Consider the following 21,577-nt stretch of genomic DNA (forward strand, 5'->3'; position numbering starts at 1 on the left):
ATGGACGCTACCACCGCAGCGGGTGCGCACAAGCGCCTCGACATCGGCATCTGCCTCGGTTTCGGGGTGGGCACGGTCGGTGTGTCGATCATGCTCAATACCGTGACCACCTATTTCCCGGCGCTGATGTCCACCGTGCTCGGGCAGTCGCCGGAGATCGCGGGCTACCTGCTGATGGTCTCCAAGCTGGCCGACGCGGTGATCGACGTCGTGATCGGCAGCCTGTCCGACCGGGCCCGCACCCGCTGGGGCCGCCGCAAGCCGTTCCTTGCCGCAGGGGCGCTGCTTTCGGCGGTGTCGTTCGTGATGCTGTTCGCGCCGCCGGTCATGGGGCAGGGCGCGCTGATGGTCTGGATGATCGCCGCGCTGGTGATCTATTCGACTGCCTATTCGCTGTTCAACGTGCCGTACATGGCGCTGCCCGCCGAGCTGACCGACGGCTTCCACGAACGCACCCGCCTGATCGGTTTCCGCACCGTGTTCGTCTCCATCGGCCAGCTGCTGGCGATGGCGGGCACTGCGTGGCTGATCCAGAGCGGCGGCGCGGGCCGCGCGGGCTTCGCGACGATGGGCCTCGTCATGGCGCTCATCATCGGCGGCGCCATGACTGCGACGGCGCTTTCGGTGCCGGTCCAGCACGGTACGCAGCCCGCGACGGGCAAGCACTTGCCGGGCTTCGCGCAAATGCGCGCCATCGCCCGCAACCGGCCGTTCATGATGCTGCTGGGCGCGAAAGTCTTCCAGTTCCTTTCGTTCGCCTCGGTCGCATCGACGATGCTGCTCTACATGCTCAACGTCGTGGGCGTGGGCTATACCGGCCAGATCATCATGGCCGTGACGCAGAACGTCGTCACCGCGCTCGCCATGCCGCTGTGGGTGTGGAGCGGCAAGACCATCGGCAAGCGCCGCACGTACCTTTGCGGCGTGGTGATCTTCTGCCTGACCACGCTAAGCTGGCTGCTGGCCGACAACACCATCACCACCGTCGGCATCATGGTGCGTGCGGTGGGCGGCGGCCTCGGTTCGGGCGCGATCATCCTCATGTCGATCTCGATGCTGGGCGACACGCAGGCCTATGACCGCGTGCTGACCGGCGAGGCGCGCGAGGGCCTGCTCTCCAGCGCCATCGCCGTGGTCGAGAAGGTCAGCTTCGCGCTCGGCGTTGCGGTGCTCGGCGTGTTTCTCCATGCGCTCGGTTACGTGCCGACGACGGGCGGCGCGATCGTCAAGCAGCCCGAGAGCGCGATGCTGGCGCTGAAGGTCGGCTTCGCGGTGATCCCCTCGATCATGTTCACGATCAACGGGCTGTTCCTGTGGGCCTACGACCTCGACGAAGACAAGTTCGCCGCCGCGCGCCTGCGCAGCGAAGAGGGCTTCGGGAACACCGCCCTGTGATCAGAAGAGCCTATACGACCTGCCGCTACGGCCAGATGCATTACCGCATCGCCGGAACGGCAGGGGAGCGCGCGCCCGTCGTGCTGCTCCACCAGAACCCGTCATCGTCCTTCGAGTACGAGCCGCTGATCGCCGCGCTCGCCGCTGACCGTCTGGTCGTGGCCTTCGATACGCCGGGCTACGGCATGTCGGATTCGCCGTCCGCGCCCCCGGGCATGGCGGGCTATGCGGCCGGCTTCTCCGATGCCCTCGATGCGCTGACGGAGGAAGGCGTGCTGGCGGGCAAGGTCGATCTTTACGGCTTCCACACCGGCTCGCTGCTGGCCTGCGAGCTTGCAATCGCCCGGCCCGACCGGGTGCGCGCGATGGGCCTTACCGGCATCCCGATGTATGACGCCGAGGCCCTCGCCAAACGCCTTGCCGATGCCGAGAATTACCCCCCGCTCGACGAGGAGGGCACCGTGGTGCGCGACCTGACGGCGGGCCTCTGGGCCTATGTCGTGGGTAAGCGCGACGCCCGCGTCCCGCTCGAAAAGGCGGCGCTGAACTTCGCCGACAAGGCGCGTGCGATGGACCGCTTCACCTGGGCCTATCGGGGCGTGTGGTCGTGGGACTTCGCCCGTCTCGAACAGGTCTCCCAGCCCGCGCTGCTGCTGCAGCCCGCCGAAGACCTCATGCACCTTTCACTCAAGGCGGCCGCGCGGCTGCCTTCCTGCCGAGTGGTCGAGCTTACCGACCTCGACCGCGACATTTTCGATATTGCACCGGAGCGACTAGCTGATGAATTGCGAGACTTCCTTGACCACCTCTGACCTTCCGCTTGCCGAAGTATCGCACTCGGTCCTCCACCCGGACTTCATCGTTCGCGAAGTGGCACGCCGCTACGCGCTGAAGGGCGACCTCACCTGCTTCCTGCTCTATCGCGGCATGAATGACGTCTACCTCGTGCAGGACGCCGAGGCGAAGTACGCCCTGCGCGTGTGGCGCAAGACCTACCGCGATGTCGACGACGTGTCCTATGAACTGGATTTCCTCGACTACCTGCGCCGCGCGGGCTTCCCCGCCTCGGTCGGTGTGCCGCAGCATGACGGCAAGCTCTACTTCAAGGTTCTGTCGCCCGAGGGCGAGCGTGCGCTCGCGCTCTACGACTGGGCGCCGGGCGTGAAGTTCGGCGATCGGCTGTCCGAGGAAACCGCCTTCCGCATCGGCGCGGCGATGGCCGAAATGCACCTTCATGGCGACGCATGGGCCAAGGAGCAGGCAGGCAAGGACCACACGTTCTCGACCGAGACGGCCAAGGACTACAACATCTGCATGCCCGCGTTGATAGACTTCGTCTACGATCGCCCGGACGACCTGCGCGATTACCCGATCATCGCCGCCAATCTCGACAAGCGGCTGGACGAATACGCCGCTTCGGGCAAGGTTCCGCTCGGTGTGTGCCACCGCGACTTCCACCCGAGCAATGTCCACGTGGCGGAAGACGGCCAGATCACGCTTCTGGATTTCGACGCGGCGGGTGAGGATTTCCTCATGCAGGACGTGCAGAACTTCGTGTGGGGCAACCTCTTCTACGGCTTCGATCCCAAGATCGGCGAGGCTTTCGAGGCGGGCTACGAATCTGTGCGCCCCTTCACGCCCGAAGAGAGGGATGCGATTGAAGTGTTCCTGATGGCCAAGTGTCTGCGCCTTGTCGCAGGGATGGCGCATAGCTCGACGGCGGTGGGACGCGGCACGCTGCGCTTCCGCAATCTCGACTGGCTGGGCGACTACATCAAGACGCGCGCCCGCGTCGCCGGACTGCTCTGACGATGGCCGGCCCGATCGCTCTCGATATGCCTGAGGTCTCCGCGACCGACGCCGTGCGGCCGAACACGCGCGGTGCCTGGACCATGGTGATCATGCTGTTCCTTGCGGGTATCCTGTCGGTGATCGACCGGGCCGCGCTGAACATCCTGGTCGACCCGGTACGCGGCACGCTGGGCATCAGCGACGAGCAGATCGGGCTGCTGCAGGGCCTCGCCTTCGGGCTGTTCTATGCCTTCATGGGCATTCCCATGGGCCTTGCTGCCGACCGCATTTCGCGGCGCAACCTGATCGTCGCAGGCATCGGCCTGTGGAGCCTCGCGACGATCGGGAGCGGCCTGGCGCAGTCGTTCGGCTCGCTCTTCGCGGCGCGCCTGCTGGTCGGACTGGGCGAGGCGGCGCTCGGTCCCGCCGCGATCTCGCTGATCGCGGACCTCTTCGCGCCCGCACGGCGCGGGCGGCCGATCTCGGTCTATATGATGGGGCAGGGGCTGGCGAACGGCATCGCCATCTCGCTGACCAGCCTTATCCTCGCGGCGGCGGGAGCGGGGGCATTCCTTGGCTTCCCGGTGCTGGGCGGGCTGGCGGCGTGGCGTACGGTGTTCGTGATCTTCGGCGCCTGCGGGCTCGTCATTGCGCTCGCCATGCTGCTGCTGACGCGCGAGCCGCCCCGGCAGGGCGATGCCCCCAAGGGCGCGGCGCAAGTACCCGGCGCGGCCGAGGCGGCTTACCTGTGGCGCAACCGCGCTGTGCTGCTGCCACTCTACTTCGGTTTCGCGACCTGCTTCACGGTCGCTTACGGCGGCGCGTCGTGGGCGCCTTCGATGCTGCTGCGCGCCTATGGCGCCACGCCTGCCTATCTCGGTGCGTGGCTTGGTCCGCTGTCGATTCTGTTTTCGGCGATCGGGCCGTTGGTCGGCGGTACGCTGCTGGATCGCTCGATGCGTTCGGGCGACACGCTGGCGCGGTTCCGCATCCTGTCGGTCGCGCCGCTTTTCGCGCTGCCCTTCACGCTTTCGGTGCTGGCGCACGAGCTGCATTTCGCGACCGTGCTGGTCGCCTCGGCCAATGCGGTGTTCTCGGTCGTCGGCACGGTGATGTTCGCGACGCTGCAGTCGGTGGTGCCGCCGCGCATGCGGGGCAGCTCCATCGCGCTGACGCTGGTGCTCAACACCATCCTCGGGGCGAGCCTTGGCCCGCTCATGGTCGCCAGCGTGACCGAGCGCGTGTTCGGCGATCCGGCAAGCGTCGGCTGGTCGATCGCGCTGGTCTGCGTGCCGTTCCTGCTGCTGGGCACCGGGCTCTACGCCGTGGCCCTTCGCGCCATCCGCAAGGCACGGCTGCGCGGCGACAGTGAATGTGCGCGCCTGCTCGCAGGGGAAGCCCTTTAAGGAGATGACGATGCGCTGGGTATTCGGAGCCGCCATGCTGGCGATTACCTCCATGGCCGGCGCTCAGCCGCCCGAGGTGCCCTCCGACGCGCAGCTTCGCGAACGCTACGCCCTCCCGGCTTCGCACTTCGACACCATTGCCGGGGAGCCGTTGCACTACGTCGACGAAGGGCGCGGTCCGGCGATCCTGCTGCTGCATGGCTCCTATGCGAACTTGCGGCAGTGGGACGGCTGGGCGGCGAAGCTGAAGCGCCATTACCGGGTAATCCGCTTCGACCAGTCGCCGCTCGGCCTGTCCGGTCCGAACCCGCGCAACGATTATGAACTGAGCCAGCGCATTGCCGTGATCGACGCGCTGATGGACAAGCTCGGCGTCCGCCGCTTCGTCATCGTCGGCACCTCCAGTGCGGGTGTGCAAACCGCTGCCTACGCCGTCGCGCGGCCCGAGCGGGTCTCGGGCGTGATCCTCTCGAACATAGCCGCCGGGCCGCTCAAGATCGACTACGCGGCGATGCCGCAGGCGCTCAAGGATGCGGTGGCGCAGGATGCGAAGCATCCCGGCTGGCACGAGCCTGAATTCTGGCGCCAGATCATGCTGGCGAACATGCTGGACGCGAAGGCGGTCACGCCCGGACTGGTGGATCAGTGGACCGACCTCAACAACCGCGCGATGCGCGATCCGGCGACCACGGCGGGCGCGATGAAGGCGGCGACGGGCTCGCTGGCGTTCGCGCGCACCCCGGATGACTTGCGCGCGATCACCGTGCCGAGCCTGTTGCTGTGGTCCTCTGACGACCATGAAGTGCCGCTGGAGAAGGACGGGCGGCAGGCGCTCGACCTGCTCGGGGCGAAGGACAAGCGCCTCGAGGTGGTGGCGCAGTGCGGGCACATGATGCCGATGGACTGCCCCGCGCGCTCGGTGGACACGGCGATGCCGTTCCTGAAGCGCGTGGCGGGGAAATGACGTCGTCCCGGATCGAGTCCGGGACGACGCTAAGGCCTCACTTCATCGCCGAACAGGCGTACCAGCTGCCGATCATCGCCTGGCCCTGCGGGTGGCCTTCGGTGAAGAAGTCCTCGCGATCGGGCTTCAGGTAAGACGTGCCCTTGCGGTAGCCCACCAGCACCGTGTCACCCGCAAAACCGGCATCGACGGCGACCTTGTGCCAGTCGATCCGCGCCAGCGAGGTCATGAACGGTTCGTTGTTGTAGTGGCTCTCGAAGTCGCAGCGCATCTGGTCCCAGAGCGACAGGTGCTCGTGGCGCGGCGGTACGTCCACGTGGCACATCACGCCGCCGTCCCGCAGCAGGCGATGGCATTCCTTGAAGATCTGCCGCATTCCCTTGGCCGAAGTCTCGTGCATCACGGCAGACGAGCAGACGAGATCGAAGCTGCCGTCCGCGAAGTCGGTATGCTCGGCGTCCTGCTGGCTGAAGTGGATCGGCACGCCCATCGATTCCGCGCGGGCATGGCCATAGCGCAGCATCGGCGCGCCGACGTCGAGCGCGAAGATCTCCGCGTCCGGGAAAGCCTGCGCGATGGCGACGGTCGAATGGCCCACCGAGCAGCCGAGGTCGAGGATGCGCTTCGGCTTGAAGTCCGGGTAGAAGTCCTGAACGTGGCTGGCGAGGCTGTGCCCGCGCCCGTCGTTCTTCCATCCACCGTTGAGGTTGCGCAGGTAGGTCGAGGCGAAGCGGTCGTAGAGCGCCCCGGCGCGAAAATCGTCCTGCGCGGTATCGACCACGTAGCTGCCCGGCATCCGGTGATGGTCGAAGGCGGCGATGTAACGCGGGATCTCAAGCTCCGGGTTCAGCCGCAGCGAGCCCTTGGGCTCGGCCACCTGCGCCTTCACCTTGCCTGCGAGTTCGTCGTACTGGCGGTCGATCGCGCCGTCCAGCGCCTGCCAGATGCGGTCCTGGTAGGTGAGCGAGAGCGTCAGCCAGTACTGGTGCAGCGGATGCGCTTCCAGCGCCTGACGGACCTGCGCGCTGGAGGTGGGCTTCGTGCCGGTCTTCTTCTCGATCCCGGGGACGATCACTTCGTCCAGCAGGCGGCGGTCGAGCGGGTCCATGTTGCGGTTGGTCCACGCCCGCATCGCGAGGAAATGGTCCTCCATCGCCTGCTCGTCATGAGTGGCCTGCGGCATGACCGCGTGGCCGAAGTGTTCCTGGCGGTACTGTTCCATGGGTGATCCTCCTGCCTCAGTCGCGGGTCACGGCGTCGAGGACGCCTTCGTAGTCGTTCTGCTGTGCGAGTGCCTCGGGCATCAGCTTGTCGCGGGCGGAGCCGAGCACGCGGTCGTAGATCGCCTGGCGATAGGCGCTGCGCTCCGTCTTCGTCTGCGCGTCGGGTGCGAACATGTCGATGTCCGCCGGACCGTGCAAGCCCGCCGCCGCGAGCAGGCGTTCGTTCGCGTCGAGGCGGTCCTTGAGGACCACGACTTCGCCCAGCAGCGCCAGCACCATGCCGGCGAGGGCGTCGGTCGTCTCGCTTTCGAAGATGACCGGCTGGCTGCCCTTGGAGTGCGCCTTGCGGTCGAGGTTGATGCGGTCCGCCACTGTCAGTTCACTCCCAGATCGAAACGGAAGACGTGGCCGGTGCGCGCCACGATGTCCTTCTTGTCGAGGTCCGGCCCGTGGGCTTCCTCGGTCTGCGCGTCCTTGGCCTTGAGGTCGTAGCCGGTCTGGCTGGAGAGGATCACGACGAGGTCAGTGCCGTCCTCCACCGCGAAGGGAAATTCGTGCCAGGTGCCGATGTGCATGGCGAAGCCGGCGCTGCCGTCGAAGCGGAAAGCGCGGACTTTCGACAAGTCGGGCAGGTCGTCCTCGCCGGGAGGGGCCATGACTGCGACGAAGGGCTTGCCGCCCAATGGCAGGAATGCCTGCGTGTGCTGGAAATGGCGCTCCATGTAGCGCACTTCGCCCTGGCGGCGGTCCATCTGCGCGAGGGTGATCTCCACCGGATGCTCGCATAGAAAGCGCGCCGGGTAGCTCATCTTCACCGCGCCCTTGTAGAAGTCGACCGAGACCGGCGTGACCGGCGCCTCGCGGCCGACGATCGCGCCGAACGGCGCCAGCGCCTCGGCGCTAGCCGGTTCGACTTCGAGCTGGATTACCGTCAATTCGCCGGTGGCCCGGCTGTCCTGTGTCATCCCTGTCTTCCCTCTGCCTTTCTGGCGAGGCGAGAATGATCGAGAATCGGAAATCTATTAGGGTGCAACAGTAAATTGATCGCCAGATGGAGAGGGCGGTGCTGCGACCCTTCGACAGGCTCAGGGTGAGCGGGGGTGGTGCAGGGACCAGTAGTCACGGCCCTCTCCACCCCGCTCAGGCTGAGCTTGTCGAAGCCCCTCGGCCTAGCGGAACAGCCTCGGCGCGAAGTCCGCGAGGTAGCGGCGCCAGTTGGGCCATTCATGCCCGCCGCCGGTCTCGTTGTAATGATACGCGATGTGGTAGCGATCGAACAGCGCGCGGGTCGGCGCGACGGTGCCGTAGAGGAAGTCGTCCTTGCCCATCGCGAAGTAGAGCAGCCTGAGATCGCGCGCCGATTGCTTGAGCGCGGCATCATAAGTCTTCGCGTATTCGTCCACGCGGCCCTTGTCGGGACCAACGCCCAGACCCATCGAGAACACGCCGATCCAGCGGAACAGGTCGGGATGCGTCAACCCGTTGCGCAGCGTGTGCGATCCGCCCATCGACAGTCCCGCCATCGCCCGCGTTGCCGGGCGCGCGTCGGTGCGGTAGTTGGCGTCGACGTAAGGGATCAGGTCCTTGATCAGTTCGTTGCCGAAGTCCGGGTTGTCGAGCGTCATGACGCCTTCGCGCAGCGGTGTATGGCCGTCCGGCATGACGACGATCATCGGCACGGCCTTGCCGCTGGCGATCAAGTTGTCGAGGATCAGGTTGGCGTGGCCGACGCTGGTCCAGCTGTCGTCGCTGTCACCCGCGCCGTGGACCAGATAGAGCACCGGGTACTTGCGCGCGTCCTTCGTGTAGCCGGGCGGCGTGTAGACATGGGCGCGGCGCTTGATGCCGAGCGAATTGGACCAATACTCGACGGTCGAGACGGTGCCGTGGGCGACTTTGGCATCCCACGTCTGGAACGCGCCTTCGGGGCCGATGACCTCGAAGGTGGAATTGATGCCCTTCAGTTCCTCGGAGAAAGTCTTGCCGAGCGGATCGGGCGTCTTCACGCCATCGACGCGGAAGGCGAAGCGGGAGGTGTCGGCGGGGACGGGCTGGGGCGTGGTGACGGTCCACAGGCCGGTCTTGTCCTTCGCCATCGTCAGGCCCTGCGGCGTACCTGGCGGGAAGCCCATCGGGATGATCTTCGCGATGTCGGTGCTGGTGAGCAGCACCTCTTTCGCATCAGGCGCGCAGATGCGGAAGGTGACGCGCTGGTCGGGAAGCTGTTCGACCGACTTGAACGGGGCTGGGCCGGAATAGAACGGCGGTGTGACGCAAGTGGACGGATCAAGCTGTACCGGCTGCTGCGCGGTGGCTGGCGCAAGCGGCATGGCGGTGGCGGCGCTCAGCGCGGCCAGAAAAGCGAGCCTGAATGACATGCAGGAATCCCTGATAGATGCAGCTTATCGCTGCAAGCATCAGTCGATCCCAGCTGCCGGCTGCGGGCAAGGAGGCTGCAGTGCCTTGCCCGCCTGTTGGATTTCGACGTGCATGTTCACCTGCCCCACTTCCCCCGCTCGTCATTGCTTCGCTACGCTCGCAATGACGGAGGTGAGGCCATGCCTCAGAACCGGATGATCTGGCGGATCGCCTCGCCGCGATCCATCGCGTCGAGCATTTCGTTCAGGTCGTCCAGCTTGTGCGTGGAGCTGATGAGGCGGTCCACCGGCAGGCGGCCGGCTTTCCACATCGCCACGTAGCGCGGAATGTCGCGCGCCGGGATCGACGAGCCCATGTAGGAGCCGATCAGCGACTTGCCCTCGGCCACCAGCGAGACGGCCTGCAGGTCGAGCCGCTGCTCGGGGGAGGGCAGGCCCACGGTGACGACACGGCCGCCGCGACGCGCTGCGGTATAGGCCGAGGCCAGCACCTTGGCGTTGCCCACGGTCTCGATCACGACGTCGGCCTTCCCGCCCAGATGCTCGGCCATCACGGCCTCAAGCTGGTCCGGGGTGGTGCCGATCGCACCGAGATCATCGGCCAGCGCGATCTTGTTCGGTGCAAGGTCCACGCCGATGACCGTCGCCGCCCCGCTCGCCACGGCGCCCATCAGCGCCGCAAGGCCGACGCCGCCGAGGCCGAAGACCACCACTGTCTCGCCGGCGCGGATCGCGGCGCTGTTGATCGCCGCGCCCACGCCCGTCAGCACCGCGCAGCCGAACACGGCGGCGACTTCGGCGGGAATGTCACGGTCCACCTTCACGGTCGAGCGCTGATCGACCACCACATGCGTCGCGAAGCACGAGACTCCGAGGTGGTGGTGCACGTCGCTGCCGCAGTCGTGCAGACGGAAGCCGCCGCCGATCAGCTCGCCGCGCCCGTTCGCCGCCGCGCCCGTCTCGCACAAGTAGCCCTCGCCCGAGAGGCACGGGGTGCAGCGGCCGCACGAAGGCAGGAACACCAGCACCACGCGGTCGCCGACCTCGAGGCCGGTTACGCCGGGGCCGAGTGCCTCGACGATGCCGGTGCCTTCGTGGCCCAGTGCCATCGGCATCGGGCGCACGCGGTCGCCGTTCACCACCGATAGGTCGGAGTGGCACAGGCCCGCCGCGTCGATGGCGACGCGCACTTCGCCCTGTCCGGGTGCGTCGAGGTCCAGTTCCGCGAAGCGCAGCGGTGCGTTCTCGGCGTAAGGCTTGGCATTCCCGCCCGACTGGGCGAGCACCGCCGCGCGCGTCGTGGTGCCCATCAGCGCGCCCACTTCTTGTCGAACGCCCAGACCTCCTCGAAGCCGACGAGCGAGCAGAATTCCTTGAAATCGAACAGGCCGGGCTCGGTCGGCTCGCCGGTGCCGTGGTCACGCAGCTGGTTCAGCGCCAGCTCCATCGCGCGGGCCGACACGAGGCTGGTGAGCGCGGGGTAGATCGCGAAGGCGAAACCGAGTTCGGCCAGCACGTCGGTCGGGTAGGGCGGGGTCACGCCGCCGTTGGCGATGTTGACCATGACCGGCTTGCCGAAGGTCTCGCAGACCTTGCGCATCTCTTCCTCCGTGGTCACGGCCTCGGGGAAGAGGATGTCGGCGCCGGCCTTGTCGTAGGCTTCGAGGCGGCGCATCGTCTCGTCGAGGCCGAAGCTCTGGTAGGCGTCGGTGCGGGCGATGATCAGCATGTCCTCGCGCGCTTCGGCGGCGACCTTGATCTTGTCGACCATCTCTTCGGTGGTGACGACGCGCTTGCCCGGGGTGTGGCCGCACTTCTTGGGGAATTCCTGATCCTCGATCTGGATCGCGGCGATGCCCGCCTGCTCGTAGCCCTTCACGGTATGGTGGACGTTGAGAAGACCGCCGAAGCCGGTGTCGGCGTCCGCGATCAGGGCCGAGCCGATGGTGCGCTTGATCGTCGCCATGCGGTCCAGCATCTGGGTGTAGCTGACGATACCCGCATCCGGCAGGCCGTAGCCCGAGGCGGTCGTCCAGTAGCCGCTGCCGTAGACGACGTCGAAGCCCGCGCGCTCCGCCATCAGCGCGGCGATCATGTCGTGCACGCCGGGGACCGGGAAGAACTCGCCCTTGGCCAGCTTGGCCTTCAGGATGTTTGCGCTCATGCTTCAGTTTCCTCTGTCCAGAGCCACGGCGCGGCTGAGCGCTGGGCCTTTTCGAATGCGGTGATGTCCTGCCCGTGCAGGGCGAGGATACGGGTGGTGTTGTTCCAGCCGGCGAGCAGCATTTCGCGGTCGCTGTCGGGAACGGTGAAGGCGAATTCCTGCCCGGCGCAGGTCACGGTCTGCGCGGCGAGGTCGATGGCAAGGTCGTTGCCCGTTTTCGCCAGCGCCTGCAGCGCGGCGAGCGTCGCGGGCTCCATCATCCCTGCCACCATGCCGTTGTTGGCGCAGTTGCCGCGGAAGATCTCGCCGAAGCTGGGCGCGAACACGGCGGTCAGGCCCATGCCGTCGAGCGACCAGACGGCATGCTCGCGGCTCGATCCGCAGCCGAAGTTGGCGCCCGCCAGCAGGACCGGCGGCTTGCCCGCAGCCTCGTAGGCTTCGAGCAGGGCCGGCCGGTCATGAAAGGCGAAGCGGCCGAGGCCCTTGCGCTCGGTGTGCAGCAGGAAGCGCGCGGGGAAGATGATGTCGGTGTCGACGTCATCCTCCGCCAGCACGAAGGCGGGGGCGGTGAAGGGGGTGAAGCCGGGCATCAGGCGAACTCCTTCCGGACATCGACGATGTGGCCGGCAATCGCGGCGGCGGCGACCATCGCCGGGCTGGCGAGGTGCGTGCGCGCACCCGCGCCCTGACGGCCCTCGAAGTTGCGGTTGGAAGTGGAGATGGAGCGCTTGCCTTCGGGCACGAAGTCTCCGTTCATCGCCACGCAGAGCGAGCAGCCCGCGTGATGCCACGCAAATCCCGCCGCCTCGAACAGCTTGTCGAGCCCTTCGGCTTCGGCCTGGTGCTTGGTGACGGTGGAGCCGGGGACGACCATCGCGGTGACACCCTCGGCGACATGGCGGCCGCGGATCACGCCCGCGGCGGCGCGCAAGTCCTCGATGCGGCTGTTGGTGCAGCTGCCGATGAAGGCATAGTCGATGCCGATCCCGGCGATCGGCTTGCCCGCTTCAAGGCCCATGTAGTCCAGCGCGCGGGCAGGGCCGGCGGGCACGGTGCCGTCCACAGCCATGACCTGATCGGGCGAGGTGCCGAAGGTCACCTGCGGGGCGATGGCGGCGGCGTCGATCTCGACGGTGCGGTCGAACACGGCGTCGTCGTCGGAGCGCAGGGTGCGCCACCAGGCGACGGCCTGATCCCACATCGCGCCCTGCGGCGCGCGCGGGCGGCCCTTGAGCCAGGCGAAGGTGGTTTCGTCCGGCGCCACGAGGGCGACCCGCGACCCGGCCTCGATGCCCATGTTGCACAGCGTCATGCGCGCTTCCATCGACGCGGCGCGCACCGCCTCGCCGGTGAACTCGATCGCATGGCCGATGCCGCCGCCCGCGCCGATCGTGCCGATCAGGGCGAGGATCATGTCCTTGGTGGTGACATGCGGCTGCAGCTGCCCGGCGTAGTGGACGCGCAGGTTCCGGTTGCGCGCCTGCCAGAGCGTCTGCGTGGCCATCACCGTGCCGCACTCGCTGGCGCCGATGCCGAAGGCCAAGGCCCCGAAGGCGCCGTGTGTGGCGGTATGACTGTCGCCGCAGACTAGCGAGATGCCGGGCATCGTGAAGCCTTGCTCGGGCGAGATGACATGGACGATGCCCTGCCGCTCGCCTTCCAGCGCGAGGTATTCGATGCCGAACTCGGCGCAGTTCGCCTCCAGCAGCGCGACCTGCTTGCGCGCGAGTTCGCCCTTGATCGCGCCGCCGCGCTCCGAGGTCGGCACGGCATGGTCTGGCACCGCCAGCTGCGTCACCGGGCGGCGCACCGTAAGGGCATTGTCGCGCAGCAGCTCGAAGGACTGCGGGGTGCTCACCTCGTGCAGGAGGTGGCGGTCGATATAGATCAGGTCCTTGCCAGCCTCCCCGCGCACGACCGTGTGCGCGTCCCAGAGGCGGTCGTAGAGCGTTCTCGGAGCAGATTGGCTGGTCATCACGTCACGCATTGGAATGGGCAAGAGGCGCCGTCGAGCGATCGGCGCGGCATGTCCGTTCTACGGATAGTCGCGCCCGGTGATGCGCGCCAGCCCGGCTCGCTTTCTTGGAATCGTCATTGCGAAGCGAATCTGTCGCGGTCCGTACCTCTGATCCCAAAACCATCCCCCGCTCAGGCTGAGCTTGTCGAAGCCCGCCCGCAACGCCGGGCCATCTGCTGCATCGCGTGCGGCCAGCGCCTCGCCGCCGGGGCTTCGACAAGCTCAGCCTGAGCGGAGTTGAGAGCGTGGACTTCTTCGCGTCCGAGCCCCGAGTGATTCGGATTCGCCGTTGGTGAAGGAGCCAATCCGGGCCTTGCTTCCGGACGCGAGCAAAGGATTGATCGTGATCAACCATATGACAGGCGCATTTCACCGCGATCCGCTGCGCGGATAAACGCGCACATCCGCCGTTTTTTGGTCGGTGTGCGGATTTTGTGCTCACCCTGCGGATAAAAAAGCATTCGCCAGGCGGTAATCGGGGCCGTAACGATAGCTTCACAAACATCGGAGGAGGGGTCCGATCAAGAACACGGGTTTAGGGTGAAGCTATGGAACGAGGTGTACCGATCCGGGCGGTTTGCCGGGCTATTTCGATACTTCAGGAAATAAATCAGATGGGCTCGCTTTCGATGATGCAGATCTCGAAGCGTGGGCGCATCCCTTATCCCACCGCCTGCCGCATCGTGCAGACGCTGATGCATGAGGGCCTCATCGAGCAGGAGCCGGCGCGCAAGTTCTACCGGCCTACCGCGCTCGTCCAGTCGCTGTCGCAGGGCTTTCAGGCGGACAGCTTCCTGGTGGAACACAGCCGCCGGCATCTTCGGGCGCTGACGCACAAGATCGGCTGGCCGGTCTCGCTGACGGTTCGCATCGGCACGCACATGGTCGTGCGCGATTCGACCCACGCGGACACCTCGCTGACTTTCGAGCGGTATTATCCGGGCTTCCGTCTGCCATTGATGGACTGCGCTTCGGGCCGGGTGTGCCTTGCGCATATGACGCCGGAACAGCTCGACCGCGTCATGGACTGGGTTTCGCTCGTCGGCTCGCCGTCGGAGCAGGACCTGACTGCCTACGTCTCGGTCAACACGCTCAACAAGATCCGCGAAGAAGGCTACGCGGCGATCGGTTGGGGCCAGCACAACCTGACGCCGGGCAAGACCTCGTCGGTGGCGGTGCCGATCTTCCGCGACGGCCAGTTCGAAGCGGCGCTGACGATGATCTACTTCGCCGCCGCCATGAAGCAGGGCGAGGCGGTGGAACGCCACCTCGCGGAACTCAAGGCGACGGCGGCAGCGATCACCGAGGAGATCAACTGCACCGAACTGCCGGACATGGAGTTTCCGGTTCTCAACTGATCGGAATCATCCGACGGTCGCACGAAAAACGCCCGGTCTCACGACCGGGCGTTTTGCTTTTTCGAGACTTTCCAGGACCGATGGTACGGCGGGGCATTCCTCCCTGTCGCGCAGCGATGGGGAGGTGGCAGCCCGCAGGGCTGACGGAGGGGTTTTCTCCCCCTCCACCACCCGCTGCGCGGGCGGTCCCCCTCCCCATTCCTTCGGAACAGGGAGGATAAGGTTTCAGCCCAGCTTCTTCGGCGCGGCCGGGGGCTGCGGCGGGGACCAGCCCGCCGGAACCGGCGCGGGCTTCTGCTCGCGGGCGTAGTTCTCGAGGCTGGAGAGCGAAGGCCCGTAGTCCTCGGTCGGCGAGTGCAGCCACTTTTCGTCCATCGCGCGCGCGGCCTCGACGAGGTCCTGCGGCAGTTCCTTGATGCCGCCGGGCAGCGTCTGGAACGTGGTGAAGTAAGTGATGTGGCCGGGCGCCTGACCCATCAGCATCCAGGGCAGCCACGGCGTCATGCGCGTCCATGCGCCGATATGCGGGATGTGGGTGAGGTTGGGGTTCAGCACGTCCTCGCGCTTCACGGTGTAGATGAAGTGCTCGGAGACGCGGTTCATCACGCCCGAGGATTCGCGCGGCCACTTGTCGGGCTGCAGCGCGTTCGGATAGATCATGTCGATGTCGGTGTTGACGATCAGGGTGCCTTCCGGACCCTCCATCCAGTCCATCAGGAACGGCTTGGGCTCGGTCTTCACCTTCTGCAGCCCGCCGTAGCTCGGCGGCTCGGGGACCTTGTCGCTGATGGTGAAGTTGAACGGGTCGTTGGCGATCGGCACGACCTTGACCTTCTCGCCGGTATAGGGGTTGTCCCAAGTGTCCAGCAGCTTGCCGGTCTCGATGTCGCGATAGAACACGACTTCGCGCAGCATGCGGCGCCAACTGCCGTCGTCCAGGCGCTTCATGCGGGTGAAGCTGAAGCCCTCGGCGATGAACAGCGGGCGGATCTTCTCGTTGTCGCGCACGCCGAAGGCCTTGCCGCGCAGCCAGCCGCACTTTTCCTTGGTGGGATCGACGTCACCGTCGATGCGCGCATACGTATCGCGGTTCCACACCGGGTCCTTGAAGTCCAGCCTGGTGGTGAAATTCAGGCGCGACGCAGCCGTCGCGGACTTGCCGGCGGCGGACGCCACCGTGGGAAGCGCCGCCACGCCTGCGGCGATGGCCGCCAGGCTGAGGCCTTCGCGGCGGGTAAACGTGTTATTCGACATGAGCTGATCACTCCATGAGGCCGAGAGGCTATGTGCCGCGATGGGGATGGATGAAGCCGGGGCCAGCGTCGATCAAGCTCCCACGAATGATCGCCAGACAGATACGGCGGATCGCCGATCACAATTTTTGATCATTGAGTACGGTCAAGGCAGGCACGTCTATTGGCCCCGAGCCGCGCTGTCGGGCGCGGTCAGGGTGTTGTCAGGTGCCGCTAGGGTGCCTTTGGGTGCCGTTCAGTGCGCCTTGCGCATTGGTTCGAAGGCCGATTTCTCGAGAATTTCGCGCAGTGCCTTGCAGGCCGAAGTCTCGAAGTTCTCCGCCATGCTGACGAAGCCGAACTGCGAGGCGGTGACCTCGGTGCCGGGTACGCGCCTGAGGGTGCCGTTCTCCAGCTCCTCGGCAACCCGCTCGTCGGCGATCAGGCCGATGAAGTCGCCGCTGAGAACCAGCAGGCGAATAACGTCCATCGAGGCCGTCCGCACACTCTTGCGCGCGACATCGCGGCCTGCCGTCGCCATGACCGAGACGATGTCGCTCTGGCCCGGAAATGCGCCGACAATGGCGGTGTCGAACTCCACCCAGCGGTACTGGGAGATCGGGCGGCGCTTGGCGATATCGTCGAAAACCGGGTGCGTGGCGGCCGCGACGACGGAATAGTTGAGCGTTCCCAAAGGCTCGGTCAGCAGGGTGCCGCCATGTTCATCGTCAGCCGGGATGGCGCAGCAGGCGAAGTCGACCTCACCCTGCTGGAGACGGCCGAGGAGCTGCGAACTGAAGCCCTCGAATACCCGCAAGGTGGTCGAGGGGTACTGCTCCGAAAACTCGGCGATGCAGCGGGCGAAGGCGTCGGTCAGGAAGATCGAGTGCACGCCCATGTTGATCGTCTGGTTGTGCGTGCTGTCGGCGACTTCGTCGAGGATGCGCTCCTGTTCGCGGAAGATCAGCCGGGCGCGGCGGACCAGACGGTCGCACAGTGGCGTCGGGCGAATGCCGCGCGGGCCGCGCTCGAACAGGCGGCCGTTCAGCGTTTCCTCGAGCTGGTGCATGCTCCAGGTCAGGGCGGGCTGGGAGATGCCCAGATCGCGCGCCGCCTGCCGGAAGCTCCCGGCTTCGTAGATCGCCACCATGCGTTGCAGTTTGACCAGGTCCATGCGCGTCACCGTTGATCGTCGGGCTCGGGTTTGTCCAGCCTTGCCAGCGGGAAGGGGCCATCGGTCGCACTCCCCGCCGTGCAGGGCGTTCAGTTCTGCGGAGCGCCGGTGTCTTGGAAGTTCTGCCAGTCGCGGGTGACGAGGCGTTCGTCGATCAGCGTGCGCTGGTAGCATTCGCCGTCGCGGAACCACTGCCAGGTGCGGGCGCGCTTGGTGAAGTCCTCGTTCACCTGGATCATCTCGTAGAGATAGATGCCGGGCTCGTTGTGGCGGGTCCAGTTGAGGCAGGTCGAGCGATTGTAGTCGTCCGGCTGCATCGCGGCGGCCCAGCCCTTGATCAGCTCGTTGTCCCAGCGGATGCGGCCGTCTTCGTACCACGCCGGGAAGTCGCGCACATCGACGCGGCCGTCGTCCCAGAAGTAGTGGTTGGTCTGGTGGTATTCCTCGTGGCCCGGCTCGCCGACGAGGCGGCAGAACAGGCGCGAGCGATGCTGGTCGGTCAGTTCGCCGGTCTTCGCGTCGTAGTAGCGATACCAGCCTTCCCACACGCCTTCGTTGTTACACAGCAGAGGCATGGCTTCCCGGATGCCGGGTTGCGAGACCTTGTTCACCATCATCGCCACTCCATAAGATGTCTTGAAAATGCCCATCGGCTGCCCCTTGCCTAGTTGCAGGAGGTGCACGCGCGAGCCTTTTGCGTCCGATTGATCGCTGTTCGGTCATATTGATCGCTTGCCTGCCGGGTCCCGCGCGGGCGTGGCATTGGGGTGTCGAATCAGTTGATCACTGCAAGAGAGTCTAGGAGTCTTCGAGCCATGACGATGGACAGGCGTAGCTTCACCCTTGGTATGGCCAATGGCGCGATCGGTGTGGGAATGGCATCGATGCTGCCTGCTGCAGCACTCGCTGCCCCAGCCAAGAAGGCAGCGGCCGGGCTCGACGTGCTGGTGCTGGGCGCGGGTGTCTCCGGCCTGCAGGCGGCGTGGATGCTGGAGGAGCAGGGGCTCAAGGTCGCCGTGCTCGAAGGGCGCCAGCGCGTCGGCGGGCGGGTGATGACGCTGCTGGACGAGCCGGGCTATCCCGAGATGGGCTTCAACTCGATGGGCGAGGGCTATGGCCGCGGCATCGACGCCGCGCAGCGCGCCGGGGTGACGCTGGAGGACATCGGCGGCCGATACCGCGTCGGCAAACCGCCCATGCTGTGGATGAACGGCCAGCCCCTCACGCGTGAGGAATGGGCGCGCCATCCCGGTAACCCGTTCCCGGATGCAATGAAATCGGTGCTCCCTGCCGAGATGGTAAACAAGCTGGTTGCCGAGCGCACGCCGCTCAAGGACTGGAACGCCTGGACCGACCCGGCCAGCGCCGTGCTCGACGTGCCGCTGCACGATTTCCTGCGCGCGCAGGGGCTTTCGGACCCGGCGATCCGCCTCGCCAACGATGTCTCGCCTTATTACGGCACCAATTCGTGGGACGTCTCCGCGCTGATGCTGGAGTTCAACGACGGCTTCGTGAAGGCCCAGTTCGAGGCGGGGACAAAGTCTTTCGGCGTCAAGGGGGGCAACCTGCACTTGCCGATGGGCATGGCCAAGCTGCTCAAGGGCGACGTCATCCTCGGCAAGGAAGTGGTCGCGATCGAGGCCACCGATAGCGGCTCGACCGTCTATTGTCGGGATGGCTCGACATTCAGCGCCAAGCGGGTGATCTGCTCGCTGCCGTTTTCGACGCTACGCTACGTGAAGATTCTGCCGGGCCTGTCCGGCGCGCAGGCGGAGGCGGTGTCGCAGATCGCCTATCAGCCGCTGTCGATGGCTTTCCTCACCGCCACCGCGCCGTTCTGGGATGAGGACGGATTGTCGCCCGGCATGTGGACGGACGGCCTCGCGGGCACCGTCATTCCGCAGCACTACGGCGCAACGCCGGATGAAGTCACCGGCCTGCTGGTGCAGGCGCGCGGCGGCCTCGCCAACTACTGGGACCGTCTGGGCCGGGACAAGGCGCTGGCAATGATCGTTGCGCAGATCGAGGCGATGCGCCCGGCGGCCAAGGGCAAGCTGGTGGCGCGCACGTACTTCAGCTGGTCGCAGGAAGTCTTCAACGGCGGCGACTGGGCCTACTTCGGGCCGGGTCAGGTGAGTCGCCTCGTCCCCGAAATGTCCAAGCCCGCCGGTCGCCTGCACTTCTGCGGCGAGCATACGGCCACCGGCGCGCGCGGTCTCGAAGGTGCGCTGGAGTCGGCTGAGCGCGTGGCCCTCGAAATTCTCGAAGCCTGACGCAAACACTTCTCCGAAGTGCGATCAGTTTTCGTAATCACTGATAATAATTTCCATTGAATGCGCATGATCCGGGTGGTTTTCGGCCACCCGGATTTCGGCCGTTTCAGGGAGATTGCACGTGCGTCGTTCTCTTTGCGCCTTGCTGCTTGCGGTAACTGTTCTTTCCCCGGTGTCGGCCTCTGCCGCTCTTTCCACGCTCGGCAATGCGCCTGCGGGCCAGCAGGCCGATGGGGTGGAGGTGCAGGCGCCCACCGTGATCTGGCCCAAGGGCGCGCCGGAGCTGAAGGGCTGGCCGGGCAAGGCCAGCGCCCCGGTGACCGAAGAACTGCGCGATGACGGCGAGACGCTGTGGAACGTCACCGTTCCGTCCTATCAGGCGTTCCTGCCCCCGCCCGGCAAGGCCACGGGAGCGGCGATGATCATCGCGCCGGGTGGCGGCTTTCGCCTGCTCGCCATGCGGCATGAGGGGACGCGCGTGGCGGAATGGCTGGCGGAGCACGGCATCGCGGCCTTCGTACTCAAATATCGCCTGATCCAGACCCTTCCCGGCGAGACCAACGAGGCGATGCGCAAGCGGGTGGGCGCGACGATTCCCGCCGGTGTCGGCGGCGATCCGGGCGTTGCGGACGGGCTGGAAACCTTGCGGCTGCTACGCTCACGCGCGGCCGAGTACCGCATCGATCCCAAACGCATCGGTGTCGTCGGCTTTTCGGCGGGTGGTCATGTCGCGGGCATGATGGCTTTTGCTCCCGAGGCCGTCCGGCCCAATTTCGCCGGGCTGATCTACGGCATGCCGTTCGGTGCGAAGCTGCCGGAAATCCCGCCCGCGAACCTTCCCTATCCGGAAGGCGCGCCCAGCGATCCCTGGTTGCGACCTGCGGCCGAGCCCGCGCCGGGCCGCTTGCCGCCGCTGTTCCTGGCCATGGCGCAGGACGACATGGCGGTCGGCTATGGCTTCCGGCCCTTCTACGATGCCCTGTTCGCCAGCGGCTACCGCCCCGAAACCCACCTGTATGAGCGGGGCGGCCACGGCTTCGGCATGAAGCAGACCGGCGGCACGACCGACCATTGGCTCGAGGAATTCCGCTGGTGGATCGCGGGCGAGGGCTTCACGCCCGGTAACTAGCCGGGCGCGGGTTCCGGCCTCAGGGAGCGGTGGTTTCCGCAGGCAGATTGGGGGTGCCCGCCTCGACATAGGCGGCGATGAGCTGGGCGAAGCGCTCGGGCACTTCCAGCGGCGGATAGTGGCCGACGTCGGGCATCATCACGCGCGAGATTTGCGCGTTCTTGAGATAGCGCGCAATCGCATTAGCGGCCGATTCCGGCAGCAGGTGGTCGGCGGCGCCCCAGATCAGGAAAGTCGGCTTGCGGACCTTGGCCATTTCGACGGTGGCTTGCTTGCCATCGCCGATGCGGGCGACGAGGGCGATCAGGTTCTTCTCAGGGATACGGCGGTAGAAGTCATAGTATTCCTTGCGTGTCTGGGCGGAGATACGCGTAGCATCGCCTGCGAAATAGCTCAGGAATTCGTTCCAGAAGGTCTGGTCGCGAAAGCCTGTCTGCTTGGCCCGCTCGGTCGCGTCGGTGAACGACTTGGGCATGACGAGGTGGCTGGTATCCACCGGATCGGACGGGGTGTTCGACAGGATCAGCCGCTCGACGAGATCGGGGCGGCGGGCGGCCAGATACATGCCCATCGTGCCGCCGCTCGACACGCCGACGAACGTGAGCTTCTTCACGCCGAGGCGGGTGAGCAGTTCCACCGGAATGTCGGTCGGCTGCATCGTCTTCGCAGCGGTGTCGGTGGCGCCGTCGGACAGCCCGTAGCCGGGAATGTCGTAGCGGATGATGCGATAGCGGCCCTTGAGCGCCAGTGCGATCCGGTCCCACGTGCGCAGGCTGCTTTCCGAGCCGTGGACCATGAACAGCACCGGTGCGTTCCTGGGCCCTTCATCCTTGTAGTGGATCTTCAGCCCGCCGATCACGGCATAGCGGCTCTGCGCATCGGCATACTTGCGGCGCAGGTCCTCGATCGTGAGGTAGGGCAGGGCAGCCTTGGTCGCGGCTGCGGCGCTCTGCGCATGGGCGGCAGCCGGAACGAGGCCCAGCACCGAAATTGCGACTGTTGCGGCAAGCAGCGGAATGCGGATCATGGCTAACCTTCTTTATCGGGGACAGGCCGAGTTTATCGACTGCTTT

The 21,577-nt window shown here is 66.3% G+C and carries 20 protein-coding genes; 8 read left to right on the forward strand and 12 right to left on the reverse strand.

All coding sequences use genetic code 11. The features are described 5' to 3' along the window. The 5 genes from BES08_RS22345 to BES08_RS22365 are packed head-to-tail and all read left to right on the forward strand — an operon-like array spanning position 1 to position 5,556. Positions 1-1,395 (forward strand): MFS transporter, encoded by a 1,395-nt coding sequence (locus tag BES08_RS22345; RefSeq protein ID WP_231958328.1) that lies wholly within the window; start codon positions 1-3, stop codon positions 1,393-1,395. Beyond that, positions 1,392-2,207, forward strand: a complete 816-nt coding sequence (locus BES08_RS22350; protein WP_036528992.1) for an alpha/beta fold hydrolase — start codon at positions 1,392-1,394, stop codon at positions 2,205-2,207. Before BES08_RS22345 ends, BES08_RS22350 begins: the two co-directional genes overlap by 4 nt. Beyond that, positions 2,194-3,204 carry a phosphotransferase enzyme family protein gene (locus tag BES08_RS22355; RefSeq protein WP_231958329.1) on the forward strand — a complete coding sequence of 337 codons (1,011 nt, stop codon included), beginning with the start codon at positions 2,194-2,196 and terminating at the stop codon, positions 3,202-3,204. The genes BES08_RS22350 and BES08_RS22355 overlap by 14 nt, the downstream gene beginning before the upstream one ends. A 2-nt stretch (positions 3,205-3,206) precedes the next feature. Beyond that, entirely contained in the window at positions 3,207-4,592 is a 1,386-nt protein-coding gene (locus BES08_RS22360; protein WP_036528994.1) for an MFS transporter, read from the forward strand. A gap of 10 nt (positions 4,593-4,602) precedes the next feature. After that, complete coding sequence (locus tag BES08_RS22365) at positions 4,603-5,556, forward strand: alpha/beta fold hydrolase (RefSeq protein WP_036529044.1); 954 nt, start codon at positions 4,603-4,605, stop codon at positions 5,554-5,556. 37 nt (positions 5,557-5,593) lie between these two features. Here the strand turns inward: BES08_RS22365 and BES08_RS22370 are convergent, their stop codons facing one another. The 8 genes from BES08_RS22370 to leuC all read right to left on the reverse strand — a co-directional run bounded on the left by BES08_RS22370 (position 5,594) and on the right by leuC (position 13,296). Further along, complete coding sequence (locus BES08_RS22370; protein ID WP_036528995.1) at positions 5,594-6,778, reverse strand: class I SAM-dependent methyltransferase; 1,185 nt, start codon at positions 6,776-6,778, stop codon at positions 5,594-5,596. A 16-nt stretch (positions 6,779-6,794) separates the two neighbouring features. Continuing rightward, the gene (locus tag BES08_RS22375) at positions 6,795-7,151 is read right to left on the reverse strand and encodes a hypothetical protein (protein WP_036528996.1); all 357 of its coding nucleotides are present in this window, start codon (positions 7,149-7,151) and stop codon (positions 6,795-6,797) included. A 2-nt stretch (positions 7,152-7,153) separates the two neighbouring features. Beyond that, positions 7,154-7,744, reverse strand: a complete 591-nt coding sequence (locus BES08_RS22380) for an ureidoglycolate lyase (protein WP_036528998.1) — start codon at positions 7,742-7,744, stop codon at positions 7,154-7,156. Between the two features lie 204 nt (positions 7,745-7,948). Further along, a complete protein-coding gene (locus BES08_RS22385) occupies positions 7,949-9,157 on the reverse strand; it encodes an alpha/beta hydrolase-fold protein (protein WP_036528999.1) in 1,209 nt (402 codons plus the stop codon). Positions 9,158-9,342: 185 nt separating this feature from the next. Further along, entirely contained in the window at positions 9,343-10,467 is a 1,125-nt protein-coding gene (locus tag BES08_RS22390; protein ID WP_069709589.1) for a zinc-binding dehydrogenase, read from the reverse strand. Beyond that, positions 10,467-11,321 (reverse strand): isocitrate lyase/PEP mutase family protein, encoded by an 855-nt coding sequence (locus tag BES08_RS22395; RefSeq protein ID WP_036529001.1) that lies wholly within the window; start codon positions 11,319-11,321, stop codon positions 10,467-10,469. The genes BES08_RS22390 and BES08_RS22395 overlap by 1 nt, the downstream gene beginning before the upstream one ends. Continuing rightward, positions 11,318-11,911 carry a 3-isopropylmalate dehydratase small subunit gene (locus tag BES08_RS22400; RefSeq protein ID WP_036529003.1) on the reverse strand — a complete coding sequence of 198 codons (594 nt, stop codon included), beginning with the start codon at positions 11,909-11,911 and terminating at the stop codon, positions 11,318-11,320. Before BES08_RS22400 ends, BES08_RS22395 begins: the two co-directional genes overlap by 4 nt. Continuing rightward, positions 11,911-13,296 carry a 3-isopropylmalate dehydratase large subunit gene (gene leuC / locus BES08_RS22405; RefSeq protein ID WP_036529046.1) on the reverse strand — a complete coding sequence of 462 codons (1,386 nt, stop codon included), beginning with the start codon at positions 13,294-13,296 and terminating at the stop codon, positions 11,911-11,913. The genes BES08_RS22400 and leuC overlap by 1 nt, the downstream gene beginning before the upstream one ends. A gap of 590 nt (positions 13,297-13,886) precedes the next feature. Between leuC and BES08_RS22410 the strand changes: the two genes are divergently transcribed. Next, entirely contained in the window at positions 13,887-14,696 is an 810-nt protein-coding gene (locus tag BES08_RS22410) for an IclR family transcriptional regulator domain-containing protein (protein ID WP_036529004.1), read from the forward strand. A 225-nt stretch (positions 14,697-14,921) separates the two neighbouring features. Here BES08_RS22410 and BES08_RS22415 read toward each other — a convergent pair whose 3' ends face one another. The 3 genes from BES08_RS22415 to BES08_RS22425 form a co-directional block, all read right to left on the reverse strand. Next, positions 14,922-15,950, reverse strand: coding sequence for a DUF1838 family protein (locus BES08_RS22415; protein ID WP_036529005.1), 1,029 nt, complete (start codon positions 15,948-15,950; stop codon positions 14,922-14,924). A gap of 234 nt (positions 15,951-16,184) precedes the next feature. Beyond that, positions 16,185-17,102 carry a LysR family transcriptional regulator gene (locus tag BES08_RS22420; RefSeq protein ID WP_036529006.1) on the reverse strand — a complete coding sequence of 306 codons (918 nt, stop codon included), beginning with the start codon at positions 17,100-17,102 and terminating at the stop codon, positions 16,185-16,187. A gap of 89 nt (positions 17,103-17,191) precedes the next feature. Then, positions 17,192-17,752, reverse strand: coding sequence for a DUF3598 domain-containing protein (locus tag BES08_RS22425; protein WP_231958331.1), 561 nt, complete (start codon positions 17,750-17,752; stop codon positions 17,192-17,194). A 165-nt stretch (positions 17,753-17,917) separates the two neighbouring features. On the opposite strand from BES08_RS22425, the gene BES08_RS22430 reads away from it, so the two are divergent. Beyond that, a complete protein-coding gene (locus BES08_RS22430; RefSeq protein WP_036529007.1) occupies positions 17,918-19,375 on the forward strand; it encodes a flavin monoamine oxidase family protein in 1,458 nt (485 codons plus the stop codon). A 121-nt stretch (positions 19,376-19,496) separates the two neighbouring features. Then, positions 19,497-20,504: an alpha/beta hydrolase gene (locus BES08_RS22435; RefSeq protein WP_231958332.1), complete on the forward strand. Its 1,008-nt coding sequence runs from the start codon at positions 19,497-19,499 to the stop codon at positions 20,502-20,504. Between the two features lie 19 nt (positions 20,505-20,523). Here BES08_RS22435 and BES08_RS22440 read toward each other — a convergent pair whose 3' ends face one another. Beyond that, positions 20,524-21,531, reverse strand: coding sequence for an alpha/beta fold hydrolase (locus BES08_RS22440; RefSeq protein ID WP_036529009.1), 1,008 nt, complete (start codon positions 21,529-21,531; stop codon positions 20,524-20,526). Positions 21,532-21,577 lie beyond the last annotated feature (46 nt).

Origin of the sequence: Novosphingobium resinovorum (assembly GCF_001742225.1) — a bacterium.
Classification (GTDB): Bacteria; Pseudomonadota; Alphaproteobacteria; order Sphingomonadales; family Sphingomonadaceae; genus Novosphingobium; species Novosphingobium resinovorum_A.